This is a genomic window from Pedococcus sp. 2YAF34, assembly GCF_052114585.1.
Classification (GTDB): Bacteria; Actinomycetota; Actinomycetes; order Actinomycetales; family Dermatophilaceae; genus Pedococcus.
Window position 1 is genome coordinate 47,246 of the sequence record NZ_JBFRFA010000034.1, and the last position, 20,154, is coordinate 67,399.

15 protein-coding genes are annotated in these 20,154 nt (G+C 73.1%); 3 read left to right on the top strand and 12 right to left on the bottom strand.

What is annotated here, in order from left to right; genetic code table 11:
* Positions 1-119: 119 nt before the first annotated feature.
* The 12 genes from AB4Z02_RS15565 to mraZ form a co-directional block, all read right to left on the bottom strand.
* Positions 120-1,001 (bottom strand): cell division protein FtsQ/DivIB, encoded by an 882-nt coding sequence (locus AB4Z02_RS15565; protein WP_441972037.1) that lies wholly within the window; start codon positions 999-1,001, stop codon positions 120-122.
* On the bottom strand, positions 998-2,437 hold the full coding sequence (gene murC, locus AB4Z02_RS15570; RefSeq protein WP_441972039.1) for a UDP-N-acetylmuramate--L-alanine ligase: 1,440 nt from the start codon (positions 2,435-2,437) through the stop codon (positions 998-1,000). Before murC ends, AB4Z02_RS15565 begins: the two co-directional genes overlap by 4 nt.
* Positions 2,434-3,579, bottom strand: a complete 1,146-nt coding sequence (murG, locus tag AB4Z02_RS15575; protein WP_441972041.1) for an undecaprenyldiphospho-muramoylpentapeptide beta-N-acetylglucosaminyltransferase — start codon at positions 3,577-3,579, stop codon at positions 2,434-2,436. The genes murC and murG overlap by 4 nt, the downstream gene beginning before the upstream one ends.
* On the bottom strand, positions 3,579-4,841 hold the full coding sequence (gene ftsW, locus AB4Z02_RS15580; RefSeq protein WP_056883827.1) for a putative lipid II flippase FtsW: 1,263 nt from the start codon (positions 4,839-4,841) through the stop codon (positions 3,579-3,581). The genes murG and ftsW overlap by 1 nt, the downstream gene beginning before the upstream one ends.
* A 2-nt stretch (positions 4,842-4,843) precedes the next feature.
* Complete coding sequence (murD, locus tag AB4Z02_RS15585) at positions 4,844-6,364, bottom strand: UDP-N-acetylmuramoyl-L-alanine--D-glutamate ligase (RefSeq protein ID WP_056883826.1); 1,521 nt, start codon at positions 6,362-6,364, stop codon at positions 4,844-4,846.
* 60 nt (positions 6,365-6,424) lie between these two features.
* Entirely contained in the window at positions 6,425-7,507 is a 1,083-nt protein-coding gene (gene mraY, locus AB4Z02_RS15590) for a phospho-N-acetylmuramoyl-pentapeptide-transferase (protein ID WP_056883825.1), read from the bottom strand.
* Positions 7,504-8,928, bottom strand: a complete 1,425-nt coding sequence (locus tag AB4Z02_RS15595; protein ID WP_441972044.1) for a UDP-N-acetylmuramoyl-tripeptide--D-alanyl-D-alanine ligase — start codon at positions 8,926-8,928, stop codon at positions 7,504-7,506. Before AB4Z02_RS15595 ends, mraY begins: the two co-directional genes overlap by 4 nt.
* Positions 8,925-10,472 (bottom strand): UDP-N-acetylmuramoyl-L-alanyl-D-glutamate--2,6-diaminopimelate ligase, encoded by a 1,548-nt coding sequence (locus AB4Z02_RS15600; protein WP_441972046.1) that lies wholly within the window; start codon positions 10,470-10,472, stop codon positions 8,925-8,927. Before AB4Z02_RS15600 ends, AB4Z02_RS15595 begins: the two co-directional genes overlap by 4 nt.
* Before the next feature lie 17 nt (positions 10,473-10,489).
* Complete coding sequence (locus AB4Z02_RS15605; protein ID WP_441972048.1) at positions 10,490-12,283, bottom strand: peptidoglycan D,D-transpeptidase FtsI family protein; 1,794 nt, start codon at positions 12,281-12,283, stop codon at positions 10,490-10,492.
* 358 nt (positions 12,284-12,641) lie between these two features.
* Entirely contained in the window at positions 12,642-13,328 is a 687-nt protein-coding gene (locus tag AB4Z02_RS15610) for a hypothetical protein (RefSeq protein WP_082590499.1), read from the bottom strand.
* Positions 13,325-14,314, bottom strand: a complete 990-nt coding sequence (gene rsmH / locus AB4Z02_RS15615; protein WP_441972050.1) for a 16S rRNA (cytosine(1402)-N(4))-methyltransferase RsmH — start codon at positions 14,312-14,314, stop codon at positions 13,325-13,327. Before rsmH ends, AB4Z02_RS15610 begins: the two co-directional genes overlap by 4 nt.
* 232 nt (positions 14,315-14,546) lie before the next feature.
* On the bottom strand, positions 14,547-14,978 hold the full coding sequence (gene mraZ / locus AB4Z02_RS15620) for a division/cell wall cluster transcriptional repressor MraZ (RefSeq protein WP_056884158.1): 432 nt from the start codon (positions 14,976-14,978) through the stop codon (positions 14,547-14,549).
* 492 nt (positions 14,979-15,470) lie between these two features.
* Between mraZ and AB4Z02_RS15625 the strand changes: the two genes are divergently transcribed.
* Genes AB4Z02_RS15625 through AB4Z02_RS15635 form a run of 3 tightly spaced genes read left to right on the top strand, consistent with a single transcriptional unit; the run spans position 15,471 to position 20,092 of the window.
* Positions 15,471-16,448, top strand: a complete 978-nt coding sequence (locus tag AB4Z02_RS15625; protein WP_441972070.1) for an AAA family ATPase — start codon at positions 15,471-15,473, stop codon at positions 16,446-16,448.
* Between the two features lie 9 nt (positions 16,449-16,457).
* Positions 16,458-17,720 carry a DUF58 domain-containing protein gene (locus AB4Z02_RS15630; RefSeq protein WP_056883820.1) on the top strand — a complete coding sequence of 421 codons (1,263 nt, stop codon included), beginning with the start codon at positions 16,458-16,460 and terminating at the stop codon, positions 17,718-17,720.
* Complete coding sequence (locus AB4Z02_RS15635; protein ID WP_441972053.1) at positions 17,717-20,092, top strand: transglutaminase family protein; 2,376 nt, start codon at positions 17,717-17,719, stop codon at positions 20,090-20,092. Before AB4Z02_RS15630 ends, AB4Z02_RS15635 begins: the two co-directional genes overlap by 4 nt.
* Positions 20,093-20,154 lie beyond the last annotated feature (62 nt).

Below are 20,154 nucleotides of genomic sequence, written 5' to 3' on the forward strand. Positions count from 1 at the left end.
GGATTGGCCCGATTTCCGGGTTTCTCGACGGGGCTGCCAGGGCTGTCGCAACACCGGTCACAACAGCCCCACTGGCACCACTCTCGCAGAGCCGGCCGTCACGGTGCGACGAGGGTCCGTCAGCGGGTGACCGGGGTGTCCGGCGCGCTCACGTCGACCACCTTGGGAGACCCCTTGAGCAGTGCCGTCATGATGGCCAGCTTGCGCTCCGGCTCCTGCACGCCGCCCCACACCACGGTGGTGCGCCCGATGGTCAGCGTCACGAGGTTGGCGCTGCTCACGGTGACCTTGCCGACGCGGTGCTGCATGCTCGCCGGCAGCACCCGCACGACGCTGACGGCGGCGGCCAGGGCGTCCTTCGACAGGGCGGAGTCGCTGGCGGCGTCGACGACCGGGACGCCCTTGGGCGCCGCGCTCACCTGGGCGTACGCGACGCCCTCCTCATCCACAACCTTTAGTTGACCTTGAGGGTTTTTGACCACGAGGAAGGGCACCCGCGGGCTGGCGTGGATGACCAGGGTGCTCGGCCACGAGCGCTCGATCGAGACGTCGGCGACGGTGGCCCGCTCGGCGACCCGCGCCGCGACGAGGTCCTGGTCGACCCGGGCCAGGGGCTCCCCCAGCCGCACCGCGGCGAGGTCCCTGATCGGTCCCACCTCGGAGGCAGGGACGCCGACGACGTCGACCGTGCGCACCGCCAGGACCGGGCTGAACGCCACCACCCACACCAGGAAGCCGATGACGACGAGCAGGCCCGCGGCGTACGCCCCGAGCCGCACGGGGCGGCGGCGCACCTCCTGGGCGCGGCGCTGGAAGCGGGCCGCGGAGGAGGCCAGGCCGGTCGTCCGGCCGGACGGCCGCTCCTGCGGACGGCCGGCGGTGGGTCGGGTCGAGGAGGTGGGTCGGCTGGAGGTGGTCGATCGGGAGGAGGAGGAGGAGGAGGAGGAGGCGGCGACCCGGGCCGACGAGGTGGCACGGGTGGACGAGGGCGGGCGGCTCACGACTCCCCCAGGGCCCGCAGGATCTCCGGCCCCACCATGGTGACGTCACCGGCGCCGACGGTGAGGACGAGGTCGCCCGCCCTGGCTCGGCTCGCGACCTCGCCGGCCACGGCGGACCAGGACGGCACCACCGTGACGTCGGCGTCGGCACGGACCTCGCGCAGCGCGTCGGCGACGAGCTCGGAGGAGACACCGGGGACCGGGTCCTCGCGCGCGCCGTAGACCTCCATGAGCAGGACGACGTCCGCAGGCGCCAGGGCCCGCGCGAACTCGGCGGCGAAGTCGCGGGTGCGCGAGTAGAGGTGGGGCTGGAACACGACGAGCAGCCGGCCCTGCTCTCCCACCAGCTCGGCCGCGGTCGACACGACGGCCGACACCTTGCCGGGGTTGTGCGCGTAGTCGTCGACGACCGTGACGCCGGCGGCCGTGCCCTTGGGCTCGAACCGGCGCCGGGTGCCGGTGAACCCGAACAGCCCGTCGAGCACCCGGGTCGGCTCCTGCTCCAGGCCCTCGACGGCGACGGTGTAGGCCGCGGCGGCGTTGAGCAGGTTGTGGCGTCCGGGGATGTTGATGCGCAGCGCGCGGTCCTCGCCGTCCGGACCGGTCACGGTGACCCGGCTCATCAGGCCGCGCGACACCTCGTCGCGCAGGACGACGTCGGCCTCGGGTGACCACCCGTAGGTCAGCACCCGGGTGCCCGAGGCCCGGGCAGCGGTGGCCAGCTCCAGCGAGCCGGCGTCGTCGTGGCAGGCCACGAGGAGGCCGCCCGGCTGCACTGACGCGACGAACTGCGCGTAGGCCTGCTGGACGTTGGCGAACGTGCCGTAGAAGTCGAGGTGGTCGGCCTGCACGTTGGTGACGACCGCGACGTCGGGGCGGTAGACGAGGAACGAGCCGTCGCTCTCGTCGGCCTCAGCGACGAAGACGTCGCCGGTGCCCCAGTGGGCGTTGGTGCCGTGCTTGGCCAGCTCGCCGCCCGCCGCGAAGGAGGGGTCGACGCCGCAGTGCTGTAGGGCGACGGTGAGCATCGAGGTGGTCGTGGTCTTGCCGTTGGCCCCGGCGACCGCGACCCGGCGGGAGCCGGCCATCGTGCTGGCGAGGGCCTGGGAGCGGTGCAGCACCCGCAGCCCCCGACGGCGGGCCTCGGCCAGCTCGACGTTGGACTCGCGGATGGCGGAGGAGATGACCACCGTGTCGACGCCGTCGAGGTGGGAGACGTCGTGACCGACGTGCACGGTGGCACCCTCGGCCGCCAGCGCGGCGAGCACGGGCGACTCCTTGGCGTCGGACCCGGAGACGCGGCACCCGCGGGCCAGCATGACGCGGGCGACACCGGACATCCCGGCACCGCCGATCGCGATGAAGTGCACCGCCCCGAGCTCGCCGAGGGGTGGCACGGGGTCGGTGAACGTGAACCGCTGGTTCTCGCCGTTCATCGTCGGCCGGCCCCTGACGAGCCCCCCGACGAGCCCCCGGACGTGCCTTCGGACCAGGCCCGGACGACCAGGTCGGCCAGCGCCTCGTCGGCACCGCGGGTGCCGACGCCGGCGGCGGCGGCCGCCATGGTCTCCAGCCGCGGGTGGTCCACCACGAGCGGGGCGAGGGTGAGGTCGACCCACCCGGGGGTGAGGTCGGCGTCGGCGACGAGGATGCCACCGCCCGCGGCCACGACGTCGGCGGCGTTGTATCGCTGCTCGCCGTTGCCGATGGGCAGCGGGACGTAGACGGCGGGCAGGCCGACGGCGGTGAGCTCGCACACCGTGTTGGCCCCCGCGCGCGCGACGACGAGGTCGGCGGCGGCGTACGCGAGGTCCATCCGGTCGGTGTAGGGCAGGGCGACGTACGGCGGCCCGGTCTCGGCCCGCTGCGGCGTGAACTCCTTGCCCGCGCCGGTGAGGTGCAGGATCTGCACACCGGCGCCGCTGAGCGACGCGGCCCGGCTCTCGAACGCGGTGTTGAGCCGCTGTGCGCCGAGCGAACCACCGGTGACGAGGACGGTCGGCCAGTGCTCCTCGAGGCCGAAGTGGGCCAGGCCCTCCGCGCGGCTGGCGGCCCGGTCGAGCCGGCTGATCTCCTGGCGCAGGGGCATGCCGACCACGGTCGCGTGGGGCAGCGAGGTGCTGGCGAACGTCGTGGCGACGTGGTGGGTCAGCCGCGCCCCGACCCGGTTGGCCAGGCCCGGGCGGGCGTTCTGCTCGTGGACCACGATGGGTATGCCGCGCCGCCGGGCGGCGAGGTAGGCCGGCGTCGAGACGTAGCCGCCGAAGCCCACGACGACCTCGGCTCCCGCCTCGTCGATGGCACGCGCGGCCGCGTCGACCGCCGCACGGAGGCTGTGCGGCAGGCGCAGCAGGTCGGCCGAGGGCTTGCGGGGCAGCGGCACCTTGGGCACCACCACGAGGGGGTAGCCGCGCTCGGGGACGAGCCGGCTCTCCAGGCCGGTCTCGGTGCCGAGGGCGGTGACCCGGATGTCGGGGTCGCGCCGGCGCAGGCAGTCGGCCAGGGCGAGCAGCGGTGAGACGTGCCCCGCCGTCCCCCCACCGGCCAGCAGGACCGAGGCGGGTGTCGTCGTCGTCATCAGCGTCCCCGTCGTCCGGGCAGCACGGCCAGCGACCGGCGCACCACCGAGGGCTTGGCCGAGAGGGCTTCCTGGCAGCCGGGTTCCTGGCGTGCGAACGACAGGAGCATGCCCAGGGCGAACATCGAGGTCATGAGGGACGACCCGCCGTAGGAGACCAGGGGCAGCGGCACGCCGATGACCGGGAGCAGGCCGATCACCGCGCCGATGTTGATGATCGCCTGGCACACGATCCACGCCATGACCCCGGCGGTGGCGATGCGGACGAAGGTGTCCTTGGTGCGCAGCACGATGCGGTAGCAGACCAGGGCCAGCGCGCAGAACAGGCCGAGCATGACCAGGGTGCCCGGGAGCCCGAGCTCCTCGCCAAGGATGGCGAAGATGAAGTCGTTGTGGGCCTCCGGCAGCCAGGACCACTTCTCGCGCGAGGCGCCGAGGCCGACGCCCCACCACCCTCCGTCAGCGAGGGCGTAGCGGCCGTGCAGCGGCTGGCGCGCGGCGCCGTACGGATCGGTGTCCTTGCCCAGCCACACGTCGAAGCGGGCCAGCCGGTTGGGGCTGGTGACGACCATGAGGACCGCGAGCGTGGTGAAGGACGCGGCACCCCAGACGAACAGCCGGCGCGGCACCCCGGCGGCGAACAGCACGGCGGCGACGACACCGCCCATGACCATGACCGTCCCGAGGTCGTGGCCGGCGAGGACCAGCCCGATCGTGGCCACCGACGCGGGGAACAGGAACGGCACCACGACGTGGCCGAGCTTGCCGAGGGAGCGGCGCTTGGCGGACAGGACGGCAGCGCCCACCAGGACGAGGCCGACCTTGGCGAACTCCGACGGCTGCACGGTGACCGGCCCGGCAGCGAGCCAGTTGCGGTTGCCGTTGACCGAGATGCCGAGGGGGGTGAAGACGAGGAGCTGCATGAACAGGGCCACGAGCAGGATCGGGACGGACAGCGCCTTCCAGGTCCGGACCGGGACGTGGGCCGCGATGCCCATGGCCACGGCCCCCATGAGGGCGAACTGCAGCTGCTTGCGGAAGTAGAGGTATGGCGTGCCGTTGTTGGTCTGGACCAACGACATCACCGAGGACGCGGACAGCACCATGATCAGCCCGATGACGACGAGGACGACCGCGACCGAGAGCAGGACGTAGTAGCTGGTCACGGGCGAGTCGAGCCGCTGGAGCCAGCTGCCGACGCGGCCGGACTCCTCGCGACGCGCCGCGGGCCTGGCCCCGGACGACGTGGCGGTGGCGCTCACGGCTACTCCCCCTGCGGCCCGGTCGACCGGCCGCCGGACGTGCGGCGACGGTCCACCGCGGCGGCGAACGCGTCGCCACGGGCGCCGTAGTCGGTGAACATGTCCATCGACGCGGCGGCCGGGGCGAGGAGCACCGTGTCGCCGGGCTGGGCCAGCCCGGCGGCCTGCGCGACGACGACATCCATGGCACCAGTGTCCGTGCTGGGCACGTCGACGACCGGCACATCCGGCGCGTGTCGGGCGAGTGCCTCGGCGAGGCGCTCCCGGTCGGCGCCGAGCAGCACCACGGCCCGCAGGCGCGGGGCCGCCTCGCGGACGAGGTCGTCCACCTCCGCGCCCTTGAGCAGCCCGCCCGCGACCCAGACGATGTGCTCGAACGACTGCAGCGACGCCAGCGCGGCGTGCGGGTTGGTGGCCTTGGAGTCGTCGACGTAGCGGACCTCGTCGACCTCGCCGCAGTCGGCGATGCGGTGCGGCTCGGGGCGGAACGCGCGCAGGCCGTCGCGGACGGCCACCGGCGGGACGCCGTAGGCACGTGCGAGGGCTGCGGCGGCGAGGGCGTTGGCGAGGTTGTGCGGCGCGAGCGTGGCGGCCGAGCCGCGCACGTCGTCGAGGGTGGCCAGCTCGGCCGCCGAGGTCTTGCGCTGCTCGACGAACGCGCGGTCGGCGAGGATGTCGTCGACGACGCCCACCATCGACGGGCCGGGCGTGCCGAGGGTGAAGCCGATCGCCCGGCAACCCTCCTGCACCTCGGCCTCCATGACGAGCCGCTCGGTCGTGGCGTCCTGCACGTTGTAGACGCACGCGACCTTGGTGTTGGCGTAGACCTTGCCCTTGGCCGCGGCGTACTCCTCGAACGAGCCGTGCCAGTCGAGGTGGTCGGGGGCGACGTTGAGGCAGGCCGAGGCGTGCGGCGCCAGGCTGTCGGACCAGTGCAGCTGGTAGCTGGACAGCTCCACGGCGATGACGTCGTAGGGGTCGGGGTGCAGGACCGCCTCGAGGATCGGGGTGCCGACGTTGCCGGCCGCGGTCGCGCGCAGGCCCGCGGCGCGCAGCATCTCCGCGAGCATGGTGACGGTCGTGGTCTTGCCGTTGGTGCCGGTGATGGTCAGCCAGGGGGCCGGGCCGACGGCGGCCCGCATGCGCCAGGCGAGCTCCACCTCCCCCCACACCGGGATGCCCGCAGCAGCGGCCTGCGCGAGCAGGGGCTGGGTGGGGCGCCAGCCCGGAGAGGTCACGACGAGGTCGGGGACGACGTCGGCCGGGAGGGCGGCGACGTGGTCGGGCCCGAGGCGCACGTCGACCCCGAGGATGTCGAGGATGCGGGCGCGCTCCCCCAGGCCGGTGTTGGCCTCGGGGTCGCCCCCGTCCACCGCCACGACGTGGGCGCCGCGCTCGTGGAGGGCGTCGGCGGCGGCGAACCCGCTGACGCCGAGGCCCGCGACGACGACCCGCAGGCCGCTCCAGTCCGCGCCGCCGTCCGTCAGCCCGTCGAGCCGTCCGCCGACCGGTGTGCTGCTCACTGCTGCTGCTTCCTCACTGCTCGTGCCACTGCGTGTCCGGGTGGGACCGGTTGTCCGGGGCTACTGCGCCCCGACGACCCACTCGGCGTAGAAGAGTCCCAGCCCCAGCGCGACGAACAGCCCCGCGATGATCCAGAACCTGATGACGATGGTGACCTCGTTCCACCCCAGCAGCTCGAAGTGGTGCTGCAGCGGCGCCATCCTGAACACCCGTTTGCCGGTCATCTTGAACGAGCCGACCTGGATGATGACCGAGAGGGTGATGGTGACGAACAAGCCACCGAGGATGACCACGAGGAGCTCGGTCCGGGTGGTGATCGCCAGGCCCGCCAGCGCGCCGCCGAGGGCGAGGGAACCGGTGTCCCCCATGAAGATCTTGGCCGGCGAGGCGTTCCACCACAGGAAACCGAAGCAGGCGCCCATGGCCGCGGCCGCGACGACCGCGAGGTCGCGGGAGTCCCTGACCTCGTAGCACTTCAGGCCCGGCGTGATCTGGCAGTTCTGGTTGCCCTGCCAGATGCCGATGAGGACGTAGGCGGCGAACACCATCACCGAGGCGCCGGTGGCCAGGCCGTCGAGGCCGTCGGTGAGGTTCACGCCGTTGGACGTTCCCGCGATCATGATGTTGGCCCAGATGACGAACAGGATCAGCCCCACCAGGCTGCCCGCGAAGGCGAGGTTGACCGGGGTGTCGCGGACGAACGAGACGTAGGTCGACGCCGGGGTGCGGTGCTTGGCGTTGGGGAACTGCAGCGCGAGCACCGCGAACACCACCGCGACCAGGGTCTGCCCGGCGAGCTTCTCCCCCGACCGCAGGCCGAGGCTGCGCTGCTTGGAGATCTTGATGTAGTCGTCGAGGAACCCCACCAGGCCGAGGCCGGTCATGAGGAACAGCACCAGGACACCGCTCCACGTGAGCGGTGTGCCGGTGACGACGTGCGCGAGCGCGTAGGCGGCGAGGCTGCTGCCGATGATGACCGCGCCACCCATGGTGGGCGTGCCGCGCTTGGTGTGGTGCGACGTGGGGCCGTCGTCGCGGATGAACTGCCCGTAGCCCTGCTTGACCAGGAACTTGATGAACATCGGGGTGCCGAACAGCGCGCCCACCAGGGAGACGACGGCAGCGATCAGGACCGCCTTCACGTCGCGTCCTCCTCGCTGTCGGGACCGGCTTGCGCGGCCACCCGGTCTCCGAGCCACCGTAGCCCGGCGTCGCGGCTGGACTTGAACAACACGACGTCACCGGGACGCAGATTCTCGACGAGCAGGTCGTGCGCGGCGTCGGCGTCGGGCACCCAGACGGCCTCCTCGCCCCACGACCCCTCGTGCTGGGCCCCGCTGGCCATGGGCCGCGCGAGGTCGCCGACCACGACGAGCCGGGAGATGTTGAGCCGCACGGCGAGCCGCCCGATGGCGTCGTGCTCGGCGGTCGACTCGTCACCGAGCTCGAGCATGGAGCCCAGGACCGCCCAGGTGCGGCGCCCCTCCCCACCCATGGCGGCGAGCGCCTTGAGGGCGGCGCGCATCGAGTCGGGGTTGGCGTTGTAGGCGTCGTTGACGACGGTGACCCCGTCGGCCCGCTCGACGACCTCCATGCGCCACCGGGAGGCCGGCGTCGCCGTGGCGAGCGCCGCGACGACCGGGTCGAGGTCGAGCCCGCACTCCAGCGCCGTGGCGACGACGGCGAGGGCGTTGCCCACGTGGTGCTCGCCGTGCAGCGGCAGCGTGACGGCCGCCTCCCCCACGGGGGTGAGCACGGTGAAGGACGGCCGGCCGGCGGCGTCGAGCGTGATGTCGGTGGCCCGGACCACCGCGTCCGTGGCGGTGCCGACCAGCTGGACGCGGGCGGGGGTCTGGGTGGCCATGGCCCGCACGGCGGGGTCGTCGGCGTTGAGGACCGCGAGGCCGTCCTCGGGCAGGGCGGCCACGAGCTCGGCCTTCGCGACGGCGATCGCCTCGCGCGACCCGAACTCGCCGACGTGGGCGGAGCCGACGTTGAGCTCGATCCCGATCCGCGGGGGGGCGATGGTCGTGAGGTAGTGGATGTGCCCGATGCCGCGCGCACCCATCTCCACGACGAGGTAGCGGGTCTGCAGCGTGACGCGGAAGACGGTCAGCGGCACCCCGACCTCGGAGTTGAGCGAGCCGACCGGGGCCACCGTCGGTGCGTCGGTCGACAGGACCGCCGCGAGCAGGTCCTTGGTGGAGGTCTTGCCGGAGGAGCCGGTGATGCCGATGACGGTGAGCTGCGGGTGGCGGTCGACGACCGCCCTGGCGAGGGACGCCATACCGGCCTGCACGTCGTCGACGACGACGCACGGGAGGTCGTCGACCTCGCGGGTGGTCAGCGCTGCGACCGCGCCGAGCCCTGCTGCGGCGGGGACGAACCGGTGGCCGTCCTGCTGCTCGCCCACGCGGGCGATGTAGAGACCGCCGGGGCCGGCCTCACGGGAGTCGGTGACGACGGGGCCGTCGACGACGAGCCGGTCGGCCGCGTCCTCCGGTATGCCGTGCAGCCTCCCACCGGTGATGGTGGCAATCTCCTGCAGGGACAACGGGATCACGCGACTCCTCCGCGCTCGAGGGTGATGGCGTCCAAGGCCTTGGCGGCCTCGACGCGGTCGTCGAAGGGGTGCACCGTGCCGGCGACCTCCTGGCCGGTCTCGTGGCCCTTGCCGACCACGGCGACCACGCTCCCCGGACCGTGACGGTGGGCGGCACGCACGGCGGCGGCGATGGCGGCGGCGCGCCCCTGCACGTCGTGCAGCTCGGCGTCCGTGCCCGCGTCCCGGGCCCCCTGAAGGACGGCACGGCGGATCGCCGCGGGGTCCTCGGACCGGGGGTTGTCGTCGGTCACGACGACGATGTCGGCCCCGGAGGCAGCGGCGCGGCCCATGGCGGCACGCTTGCCCCGGTCGCGGTCACCGCCGGCACCCAGGACGACGACCAGCGCCCCGGTGGTGGCCGGTCGGAGCGCCGCGAGGGCAGCGGCGACGGCGTCGGGTGTGTGGGCGTAGTCGACGACGACCAGCGGCAGGGAGGGGTCGGCGGCCTCGCGGGTCGGCGCCACCCGCTCCATGCGCCCCGGGACGTGCGGGTCGACGAGCAGCGCCCGCTCGGTGTCCTCGGCGGTGGTGCCGGAGGCCATGAGCGCCAGGGCTGCCATCGCGGTGTTGACCCGGTTGAAGTCGCCGGGCAGGGCCGATCGCAGTCGTAGGGTGGTCGCGCCGTCGGACAGCGTGAAGCCGGCCGGGTCCTCCCCCGCCACGAGCCGCCAGTCGGCGTCGACGTCGGCGCGCGACGTCAGCGTCGTGACCGGCACGCCGGCGGTGCCGGCGAGCTCGCGGCCCCACTCGTCGTCGACGCAGACGATGCCGCGGCGCGACCGCTCCGGCGTGAACAGCGACGCCTTGGCCTCGAAGTAGTCGCGCATCGTGGGGTGGAAGTCGAGGTGGTCCTGCGACAGGTTCGTGAAGAGCGCGACGTCGTAGACGACCCCGTCGACACGGTGCTGGCTGAGGGCGTGGCTCGAGACCTCCATCACGCAGAAGTCGACACTCCGCTCGACCATGACGGCCAGCAGCGCGTGCAGGACGGTCGCCTCGGGGGTGGTGCGCATGCTCTTGACCCGCTCGTCCCCGATGCGTGTCTCGACCGTGCCGATGAGGCCGGTGGTGTGCCCCAGCGCGGTCAGGGCGGAGTTCACGAGGTAGGCCGTGGTGGTCTTGCCGTTCGTGCCGGTCACCCCCACGAGGCGCAGGGCGGGGTCGGCGGTGCCGTAGACCTCCCGCGCGACGGCGCCCACGACACCGCGCGGGTCCTGGACCACGACCCGCGGGACGTCGACACCCTCCTCGGCGAGCACCTGCTCCCCTGCGTGGTCGGTGAGGACCGCGACCGCGCCGGCGGCGAGGGCGCCGGCGGCATACCGGGCGCCGTGGGTGTTCGCACCGGGAAGGGCGGCGTAGAGGTCACCCGGGAGGACGTCCTGGGAGCTGAGGGTGACCCCCGTGACCTCGACGTCTGCACCCGAGGCGGTGCCGTCCACGAGGGACGCCACGGCGGAGAGCGCGATGGCGTGCGGGGACGCCGGTCGGGGGGAAGGCACGGACAGCGAGCCTACCGTCAGCGCCGGAGGCCGGACGTGCCCGACTGGTGGTCGCGCAGCACCGACGGGTCGTCCTTGGCCGGGGTCTCAGCTGCCTTCACCTGGACCACCGGGGACTTCGTGCCGGTCGGCGGGACCTGCAGCTCCTGCAGGGCGTAGGTCATGACGTCCTTGAAGACCGGCCCGGCGACGGCGCCACCGAAGTAGCCCTTGATGGGGCGCTGGAGCGTCACCGCGACGACGATCTCGGGGTCGTCGGCGGGGGCGAACCCGATGAAGCTCGCGGTCTTGCCGGAGTAGCCGCCCACCTTGGCGTCGTAGCGGTCGGCGGTGCCGGTCTTGCCGGCCACGCGGTAGCCCGGGATCTTGGCCTCGGGCGCGGTGCCCTCCTTGCCGACGACTCCCTCGAGCATGTCGCGGACCTTCTTGGCGGTCGTGGCCGAGACCACCCGGATGCCCTGGGCCTTGGGCGCCGGGGTGAACCCGCCGTGGCCGTCGCTGGTCGCGGCCACGATGCGCGGCGGGATCCGCACGCCGTCGTTGGCGATCGTCTGGAAGACCCCGGCCGCCTGCAGGGCGTTGACCGACAGGCCCTGCCCGAAGAGCACGGTGTAGCGCTGCGAGCCGTTCCAGTCCTTGACGTTGGTCAGCAGGCCCGGGCCCTCACCCGGGAAGCCCATCCCCGACGTGGCGCCGAGGCCGAACTTCTTGAAGTAGCTGTACATCGTCGACGCCTTGACCTTCTCGCCGGCCAGGATCGTGCCGATGTTGCTCGACTGCGCGAGGACGCCCGCGAAGGTGAGGTACTCGGTGGCGTGGTCGTGGCTGTCCTTGAACTCGGTGCCCGAGCGGTGGATGCGGTTGGGCACCTCGACCACGGTGGACGGCGTGACGGCGCCCTCCTCGATGGCCGCCGACGCCGTGATGACCTTGCCCGTCGAGCCCGGCTCGTAGACGTCGTTGAACGCCTTGTTGGTCCAGTTCTCGCTGGCCTGCCCCGGCTGGTTGGGGTCGAACGTCGGGTACGACGCGACGGCGAGCAGCTCACCGGTCTTGACGTTCGTGACGACCACCGTGCCCGACAACGCCTTGGTCTCGTTGACCTTCTGCGCCACGGCGTTCTGGGCGAACCACTGCAGGTCGGAGTCGAGGGTCAGCTTGACGTCCTTGCCCTCGACCGGCGGGATCGTCTCCTGCCGCGCGTTGGGGATGGCCCGGCCGTCCTGGGAGTGCTCGAAGATCGTCTTTCCGGCCTTGCCCTTGAGGACGCCGTCCTCGAGGACCTCGAGGCCACCGCCGGCCGTGCCGTCCGAGCGCAGGAACCCGACGAGCGAGGCGGCGGCCGTGGAGGTCGGGTAGTTGCGGTCGGACGTGGCCTCGGAGTAGACGCCGTTGACGCCGAGCTCGGAGATCTTGCGCCAGTTGAGCGGCGTGATGTTCCGCGCGAGGACGCGGTACTTGGCCGTACCCGTGAGGTCCTCCGTGAGCTGGTCGACGGGGATGTTCAGCAGCGGCGAGAGGTCCTCGGCGGCCCCGGCGACACCCACCTTGGTGCGGACCCCGTCGACGCTCTTGACGTACTCCGGCACGGCCGTCTGGTCGACGGTCACCGTGCGCCGCTCGATGCTGGAGGCGAGGATCGTGCCGTTGCGGTCGAGGATGGAGCCGCGCATGGCCAGCAGCGGCACCGTGGTGGTGCGGTTGGTCTGGGCGTCCTTGGAGACCGCCGAGGCGTCGAAGCCCTGCAGCCGCAGCAGCTGCGCGCCGAAGATGCTGAACACGAAGAGCACGGCCACGGTCATCGTCCGCATGCGGCGACGCGGGTTGGAGCCGTCGAGGCTGACCTTGCGCCCGACCGGGCGACGCGGCGGTGCCGCCGGAGGCCTGGGTCCGGTGCGTCGCGGTGCCCCTGCACCCGTGGGACGGGCGCCGGCGGGGGCAGGTCGACCCGAGGGGCGACCGGCCCTGGCCGCCGCGGCCCGCTCCTTGCCCTGGGCCGCACGCTGCGTCGCGCCCCTGGCTGCACCCGGCGCCGGGCGGCGACGCGGCGCCGTACCCGTGGGCGCCCCCGTGCCGGCACGAGGGCGTGGGGCTCCCGGGCCGGTGCCTCGGGTCTGCGTCACTGGGTACCTCGTGTCTGGGTCGGGTGGTGCTGCGTGCTGTCGTGCGTCAGGGCTTGGGCGTGGCGGCGTCCGCCGGCGTCCCGGCCGACGGCTGGGCCGCCCCGGCCCCCGACGTCGTTGCCGGGGTGGTCGTGGTCGTGCTGGTGGTGGCCTTGGTGCGGGCGTCGACGCTGGTCACCGTGGTGACGACCGAGCCGTCGGGCTTGGTGACCTTCTCGGTGGTGGTCGTCACGTCCCCCTTGGTGGTGACCGACGCCTTCGGCGCGGTGTCCTTGGCCTTCGCAGCCTTCGAGGACGAGGCCTGCGGAGCGGTCACCACGGTAAAGCCGGGCTGCTTCTTCGCCGGGCTCGCCACGCCGAGGACCTTGCCGTCGGACAGCCGCAGGAACGCCGCCGAGTCGGCCGGCACCATCCCCATCTTGGCGGCGCGGGCAGCGAGGTTGGCCGGGCTGCGCTGGGCGTCGATGGCCTGGGTCAGGGCCTGCTGGGTGTCGGTGAGCTCGCCCGAGGTGGCCTGGAGCCGGTGGAGGGTGAACGAGCCCTCCGCCATCGCGGTGTTGAGCATGAGCAGGCCGACGAGTCCGGCCACGAGCATGGTCATGCACAGGGCGGCGAACAGGCCGTTGCCCGGCTGGCCGAGCGCGGCCGGCACGACGCGCAGGGGCTGGGGCGGTGCCTGCCGCCGGAGGGGGGCCCGAGATGCGACCCTCGCCGTCGCAGTCTGCTGGCTCATCGGTGCTGTCCCTTCGTTGCTGTGGAAAGTCGGGTGCGCTCGGCGGCGCGCAGGCGCACCGAGGCAGATCGGGGGTTGGCGGACTGCTCCTGCGCGGAGGCCTCCTCGGCCCCGCGGGTGAGCAGGCGCAGGTACGGCGCGTGCTCGGGCAGCTCCACGGGCAGGCCCTCGGGGCTGCTGCCCTTGGCGCCCTGGGCGAAGACGCGCTTGGTGATGCGGTCCTCGAGCGAGTGGTAGGACAGGACGGCGACGCGGCCACCGACGCCGAGCGCGTCGATGACGCGTGGCAGCGCCTGCGCCCAGACGGACAGCTCGGAGTTGACCTCGATGCGCAGCGCCTGGAACGTCCGCTTGCCGGGGTGGCCGCCGCTCTTCTGCGAGGCGGCCGGGACGACCTTCTTGAGCAGCTCCACGAGCCGGGCCGAGGTGGTGAACGGCTCGCTCTCCCGCTCGCGCACGACGGCAGCGGCGATCCTGCGGGCGAACCGCTCCTCGCCGTACTCGCGCAGGATCGTCTCGAGCTCGGCCGCACCGTAGGTGTTGAGCACGTCGGCGGCCGTGACCCCGGTTCCCTGGTCCATGCGCATGTCCAGCGGTGCGTCCTGGCTGTAGGAGAAGCCGCGGTCGGCCTCGTCGAGCTGCAGGGAGGAGACGCCGAGGTCGTAGAGGCTGGCGTCGACGTGGTCGACACCGGCCTCGGCGAGCGCCCGGGGCACCTCGTCGTAGACGGCGTGGACGAAGGTGGTGCGGGCCGCGTACGGGGCGAGCCGCTCGGCCGCGAGCGCGAGGGCCTCCTGGTCGCGGTCGATGCCGACGACGCGCGCCTGCGGGCAGGCCTCGAGGACGGCCTCGGCGTGGCCGCCCATGCCGAGCGTGCCGTCGAGGTAGACCGCGCCGGGCTCGGTGAGGGCGGGCGCCAGCAGCTCGACGATGCGGTCGCGGAGCACGGGAACGTGCCGGTCGGCGGCCATTCCTCGTGAGTTCATCGACGTGCTCCTGTGGTGCTCGGTGCTGGGTGGTGCGAAGTAGTGGTGCGGGTGCTTCGAGTGCTGCTGTGCGGTGGTGCTGCGCTGCGGGGTGCTACGGGGTCGTGCGGTCCGGGTGACCCTGCGGTCAGGTCCCCATCCGCTCCTGGTGTGCGGCCCGGGACGGGGGAAGTCGTCCCGGGAAGCGAAGCGGCTGGAGACCTGGCCACAGGGGCGTCTCCGGTCCGGTGGTTCAGAGCAGTCCGGGGATGACCTCCTCGGACTGGTCGGCGAAGCCCTGCTCGGTGCTCTCGAGGTAGGCGTTCCAGGCGTCGGTGTCCCAGACCTCGACGCGCGAGCCGGCGCCGATGACGGTGCAATCGCGGGTCAGCCCGGCGTAGGCGCGCAGGTTGGCCGGGATGGTCACGCGGCCCTGCTTGTCGGGGACCTCGTCGGAGGCGCCGGAGAGGAAGACACGGGTGAAGTCGCGGACCGCCTTGCTCGTCGTGGGCGCCGACTGCATCTGCTCGGTCACGCGGACGAACTCCTGCATCGGGAAGACGTAGAGGCAGCGCTCCTGGCCACGGGTGACCACCAGGCCGCCGGCCATGCGCTCGCGGAACTTGGCGGGGAGGAACAGGCGGCCCTTGTCGTCGAGTCGGGGGCTGTGCGTCCCGAGGAACACGGTGCCCACCTCCCCTGCCGCCGGTGCTCGGGCCCCACGGCCCTCTGGATTCCCCCACTTTACTCCACCACGACCCCTACAGGCACCCCATTCCGGCGTTTGAGGTCATCTGTTTGGCTGTTTTTGCAGGTCACGGTGGTGGTGCAAAGTGGTGGATCGCTGCGCTTGGTCGGCGCCCCGGCGGCCGACGACCCGGTCGCGCCCACCGCGCGGGCGCTCCCACCACGCTCGCGGGCACCTCTGGAGGGGCTCGGCCGTTGCCCGGAGCAGCGATCCCAGGTCACGAGACGGCATACCTGCTGTCCCGGTGGGGCGTTGTGGGGAAAGATCAGGAACATCCGCGGGGGCGCAGCGAGGCACCCCCCGACGATGGGACCCGCCGCAGGGGACCCGACGAAGGGACAGCCGGTGCAAGGTAGGTACGAGGACCAGACCAACGGCCCGGTGGGCGCAGCGACCACGGCGCCGGACGCACCGGCCGGACCCGAGAGCCTGCTCTCGCTCCCTGCCGGCTCCCCCGCCTCGCTGAGCCAGGTGACCGAGGTCGCCGGACGCCTCGCCCGGGCCATGAACTCGGTCATCGAGGGCAAGCCCGACGTGGTGCACACCGCCATCACCGTGCTGCTCGCCGAGGGCCACCTGCTGCTCGAGGACGTCCCCGGCGTGGGCAAGACGATGCTCGCCAAGACCCTGGCCAGGTCGATCGACTGCTCGGTCCGCCGGGTCCAGTTCACCCCCGACCTCCTGCCCAGCGACATCACCGGTGTCAGCGTCTTCAACCAGGACGTGCGCGACTTCGAGTTCCGCCCGGGCGCGATCTTCGCCAACGTGGTGGTCGGCGACGAGATCAACCGCGCCTCGCCCAAGACGCAGTCCGCGCTGCTGGAGTCGATGGAGGAGGGCCAGGTCACGGTCGACGGACAGACCTACGACCTGCCCAAGCCGTTCATCGTCATGGCGACCCAGAACCCCATCGAGATGGAGGGCACCTACCCGCTGCCCGAGGCCCAGCGCGACCGGTTCATGGCCCGCATCTCCCTCGGCTACCCCTCCTCGCGCGCCGAGGTCGCCATGCTCGACACGCACGGCCAGGTGTCGCCGCTGGAGACCCTGACCGCCGTCACCGACGCGGCGACCGTCTCGGCCATGGTGCGCGCGGTGCGCTCGGTGTTCACCAGCGACGCCATCAAGCAGTACGTCGTCGACCTCTCGGCGGCCACCCGGTCCAGCTCCGCGCTCCGGCTCGGGGCGTCACCGCGCGCGACCCTCCACATGCTGCGGGCGTCCCGGGCCCACGCAGCGCTCGAGGGCCGCGACCACGTGCTGCCCGACGACGTCCAGGCTGTCGTCGTCAACGTCCTCGCCCACCGCGTCATCCCCACCGGGGAGACCCAGCTCGCCCGGCGCAGCACCGCCGAGGTCCTGCAGGACCTCATGCGGCGGGTGCCGGTCCCGGCCGCCGGGCGCTGAGGCGCCGCCGTGCGCAGGCTCCGCGACCTCCTCACCACCCGCGGCCGGGCGTTCGTCGCCGCCGGGACCACCCTGGTGCTGTGCGGTGTCGGGCTGGGGTTCACCGACCTCACCCGCATCGGCGTCCTCCTGGTGGCCCTCCCCCTGCTCAGCGGCCTGCTCATGCGACGGCACGACCTGCGGTTCGCCCTCGAGCGCACTGCCGTGCCCGGTCGCATCCAGGTCGACGAGCAGTCGGTGGTCACGCTGGCCATCGAGAACGCCGGCGGCGCGGCCAGCCCGCTGCTCATGGCCGAGGAGCAGCTCGACTACGCGCTCGGTGACCGTCCCCGGTTCGTCGTGCCCCGGCTGCGGCGCGGCGAGCGGCAGGAGGTCCACTACACGGTGCGCTCCCACGTGCGTGGCCGCCACCGCCTCGGCCCCCTCGGGGTGCGCCTGCGTGACCCGTTCGGGCTGAGCACCCGGGTCGCGGCCATCTCAGGGTCCAGCGACATCCTCGTGCTCCCCCGCATCCTGCCGCTGGGCGGCGGGCAGCCGCCGGGCAGCGGCGTCGGCGCCGAGGGGGTCATCCCGCACATGGTCGCCCTGCACGGCGAGGACGACGTCTCCATCCGGTCCTACCGCGACGGCGACGACCTGCGCCGGATCCACTGGCCCGCCACGGCGAAGACCGGTGAGCTCATGGTCCGCCAGGAGGACCGCCCCGCCCGCCGCCGTGCAGCGATCGTCCTGGACTCCCGGGCGCGCGGCCACCACGGCTCGGGGAGCTCCGGCTCGTTCGAGTGGGCCGTGACCGCGTGCGCCTCGGTGGGGGTGCACCTGCTCGACCAGGGGTATGCCGTGCACCTGGTCACCGACGAGACCGCGGAGGACAGCCGCGCCTCCGCCTCGATCGAGGTCGACCCGCTGCTGGACGTGCTCGCCATGGCCGAGCCCGGCTCCGACGACCAGTTCGCCGACGTCCTGCAGGCCGCCCACCCCGTCACGGCCTCGGGCGGCCTGGTCCTGGCCGTCGTCACCGAGCTCGACGAGGAGCTGGCCCGCCGGGTCGCGTCACTGCGCCAGCCCGGGGGCACCGCGCTCGCGGTCGTGCTCGACCCGGACGGGTTCGGCGCCGCCCGCCGACGGCGCACCGGCGCGCCGTCGGAGATGGCCTGCGTACCGGTCCTGCGCGGAGCCGGGTGGAGCGTGGCCGTCGTCGGGTCGGGTGACGAGCTCGCCTCCGTGTGGGGCGTCCTGTCCGGTGGCACCGCCCGGGTGGGTGTGGCATGAGCCGCGGTCGCGTCCCCGAGTCGCTGCTCGCCGGCGCCGCGTCGGCCGTGGTCGCCTGGCCGCTGTCGACCCTGTTCACCCCGAACACCTGGATCCGGCCGACGCTGGCCGTCATCGCCGTCGTCGTCGTGGTCGGCATCCTCGTGCGCATGGCCACCACCTCGTGGGTGCTCGTCATGCTCGGTCAGCTCGCCGGGGTGGTCCTCGTCTCCGGCTGGCTCTACGGCCGCGGCCACCTGTGGCACGGCCTGCCCACCCTCGACATGGTGCTGACGTTCAACCGGCTGCTGGTCGACGCACGGCTGACCGTCCAGAACTACGCGGCACCGGCGCCCACCAACCGCGGGATCATCCTCGGCATCGGGCTGGCCATCGCCGTCGCCGCGATCATCGTCGACCACCTCGCCGTGATGCGCCGCTCCCCGGCCATGGCGGGACTGCCGCTGCTCACCGCGTTCCTCATCTCCGCCTCCAACTCCGGCGACGCCCTCAACCCCATGTACTTCGTGGCGGCCGGCGGCGTGTGGCTGCTCATGCTCGGACGCCAGGGCATCTCCTCGCTGCGCCGCTGGAGCACCACGGTCCCCCTGAGCACCAGCGGCCGCCGCTCGTCCGAGGACCGTGACGGCGCCTACGGGTATGCCGCGGTGGGCCGCACGCTCGCGGTCGCCGGCCTGGTCACGGCGGTGGCGCTGCCCATCGTCATCCCCCACCTGCCGACCCGCTACCTCATCGACGGGCTCGGCCGCTCGGCCGACGCCACCGGGTTCAGCGACGGGCAGATCGGCCTCAAGTCGACCCTCGACCTCACCCGCAGCCTCAACAACCCGTCCAAGGCACCGGTGCTCACCTACACGACGAACGCGCCGGTGCTCACGCCGCTGCGGGTCGGGGTGCTGGAGAGCTACGCCAACGACCAGTGGCGGCCGGACAACCCCGACGTGAGGTACAGCAAGCGGCCCCAGGTCGACCTGCCGCGCGAGCTCGACGACAGCATCCCCCGCGAGACCTACCGGCTGTCCGTGGACGAGTCGCGGATCGAGGCGCCACAGATCGCTGCCCCCACCCCGCTCGTCTCCGGCGACCTCGACGGCGTGGCCTGGGGCCTGGACCGCCAGACGTCGGTGGCCTCGGTCAACCGGTCGGCGCGGTCCTACAGCTTCAACTACCTCGCGCTCAACCCCCCGTCCGGCGCGCTGGACCAGCCGGTCGAGCGGGCCACGGGCGCCCTGCTCCCCCCTGAGCTGCAGGTCGACCCCGCCTCCGAGCCGCTGGTGCGCCAGCTCGTCGCCGAGGTCGTCCCTGAGGGCGCCAGCCGCATCGAGGCCGCCAGGGCCATCCAGAACTACCTGCGGCAGACCGGCGGCTTCTCCTACTCGCTGCAGCTCCCCGAGACGGTGACCAACGACTTCGGGCAGTCCGAGCGGCCCGACGCCATCTCGCTGTTCCTGCGGTCCAAGGTCGGCTACTGCGTCCAGTTCGCGACGGCCATGGTGATGATGGCGCGCGAGAGCGGCATCCCCGCCCGCATGGCCATCGGCTTCCTGCCCGGCAGCGCCGACCGCGGCACCTACACCGTGCACGCCTCTGACGCGCACGCGTGGCCCGAGCTCTACTTCGACGGGGTCGGGTGGCTGCGCTTCGAGCCCACGCCGTCCGGGGCGCAGAACACGGTGGCGCCGCCCTACTCCCTCGCCCCGACGACGCCCGACTCCTCCGACCCGTCCACGAGCGCTCCCTCCGCGACCGCGCGCCCGACCAACACCCGGCCCGACGGCGCCAACGACCCGGGCGCGCAGGACCCGACGACCACGTCCGGCACCTCGGCGGGCGACTCGTCGTTCCTCGGCCCCCAGGCCCGTACCGCGCTGCTCTGGGTGCTCATCGGCCTCGTCGCCGGCGTACTGGGTTCGCTGGCCGTGCCGCTGGCGGCCAGGACCCGGTTGCGCCGCCGGCTGCGCGACGCCCCGGACGAGGCGACCCGCGTGGAGGTGGAGTGGCAGTCGATGGTCGAACGGCTCGGCGACCTCGGTGTCATCCCACCCCGCGGCAGCACGCCCCGCCAGGCCGGCCGCTTCTTCCAGCGCGAGGCCTACCTCGAGGGCGAGGAGTCCCAGGCCTTGATCCGGGTCGTCGACGGCGTGGAGCGGTCGCGCTACGCACCCCCCGGCACCACGGTGACCGACGTCCGGCCCGATACCCACCGCGTGGTCAGGGCGGTCGCCGGCGTGCGTCGCCGCAAGGACCGGCTCAGGGCTGCGTGGTGGCCCAGCGAGGGCCTGCTCGAGTGGCGTGAGCGGCGTGAGCAGCTCGTGCGCACCGTACGGGGCCCGTGGGACCGCTGGCAGGAGCGCCGCGCCGACAAGGGATGACCGCGGGCACCCGGACCTGACCGTCCTCTGGACGCGGCTACGTCACGCGGACCCCGGCGCCT

Excerpts from the sequence above, each read along its gene's own strand:
- murC (WP_441972039.1), bottom strand. The coding sequence starts at position 2,437 with ATGAACGGCGAGAACCAGCGGTTCACGTTCACCGACCCCGTGCCACCC.
- murG (WP_441972041.1), bottom strand. The coding sequence starts at position 3,579 with ATGACGACGACGACACCCGCCTCGGTCCTGCTGGCCGGTGGGGGGACG.
- AB4Z02_RS15605 (WP_441972048.1), bottom strand. The coding sequence starts at position 12,283 with ATGCGGACGATGACCGTGGCCGTGCTCTTCGTGTTCAGCATCTTCGGC.
- AB4Z02_RS15610 (WP_082590499.1), bottom strand. The coding sequence starts at position 13,328 with ATGAGCCAGCAGACTGCGACGGCGAGGGTCGCATCTCGGGCCCCCCTC.
- rsmH (WP_441972050.1), bottom strand. The coding sequence starts at position 14,314 with ATGAACTCACGAGGAATGGCCGCCGACCGGCACGTTCCCGTGCTCCGC.
- AB4Z02_RS15635 (WP_441972053.1), top strand. The coding sequence starts at position 17,717 with ATGAGCCGCGGTCGCGTCCCCGAGTCGCTGCTCGCCGGCGCCGCGTCG.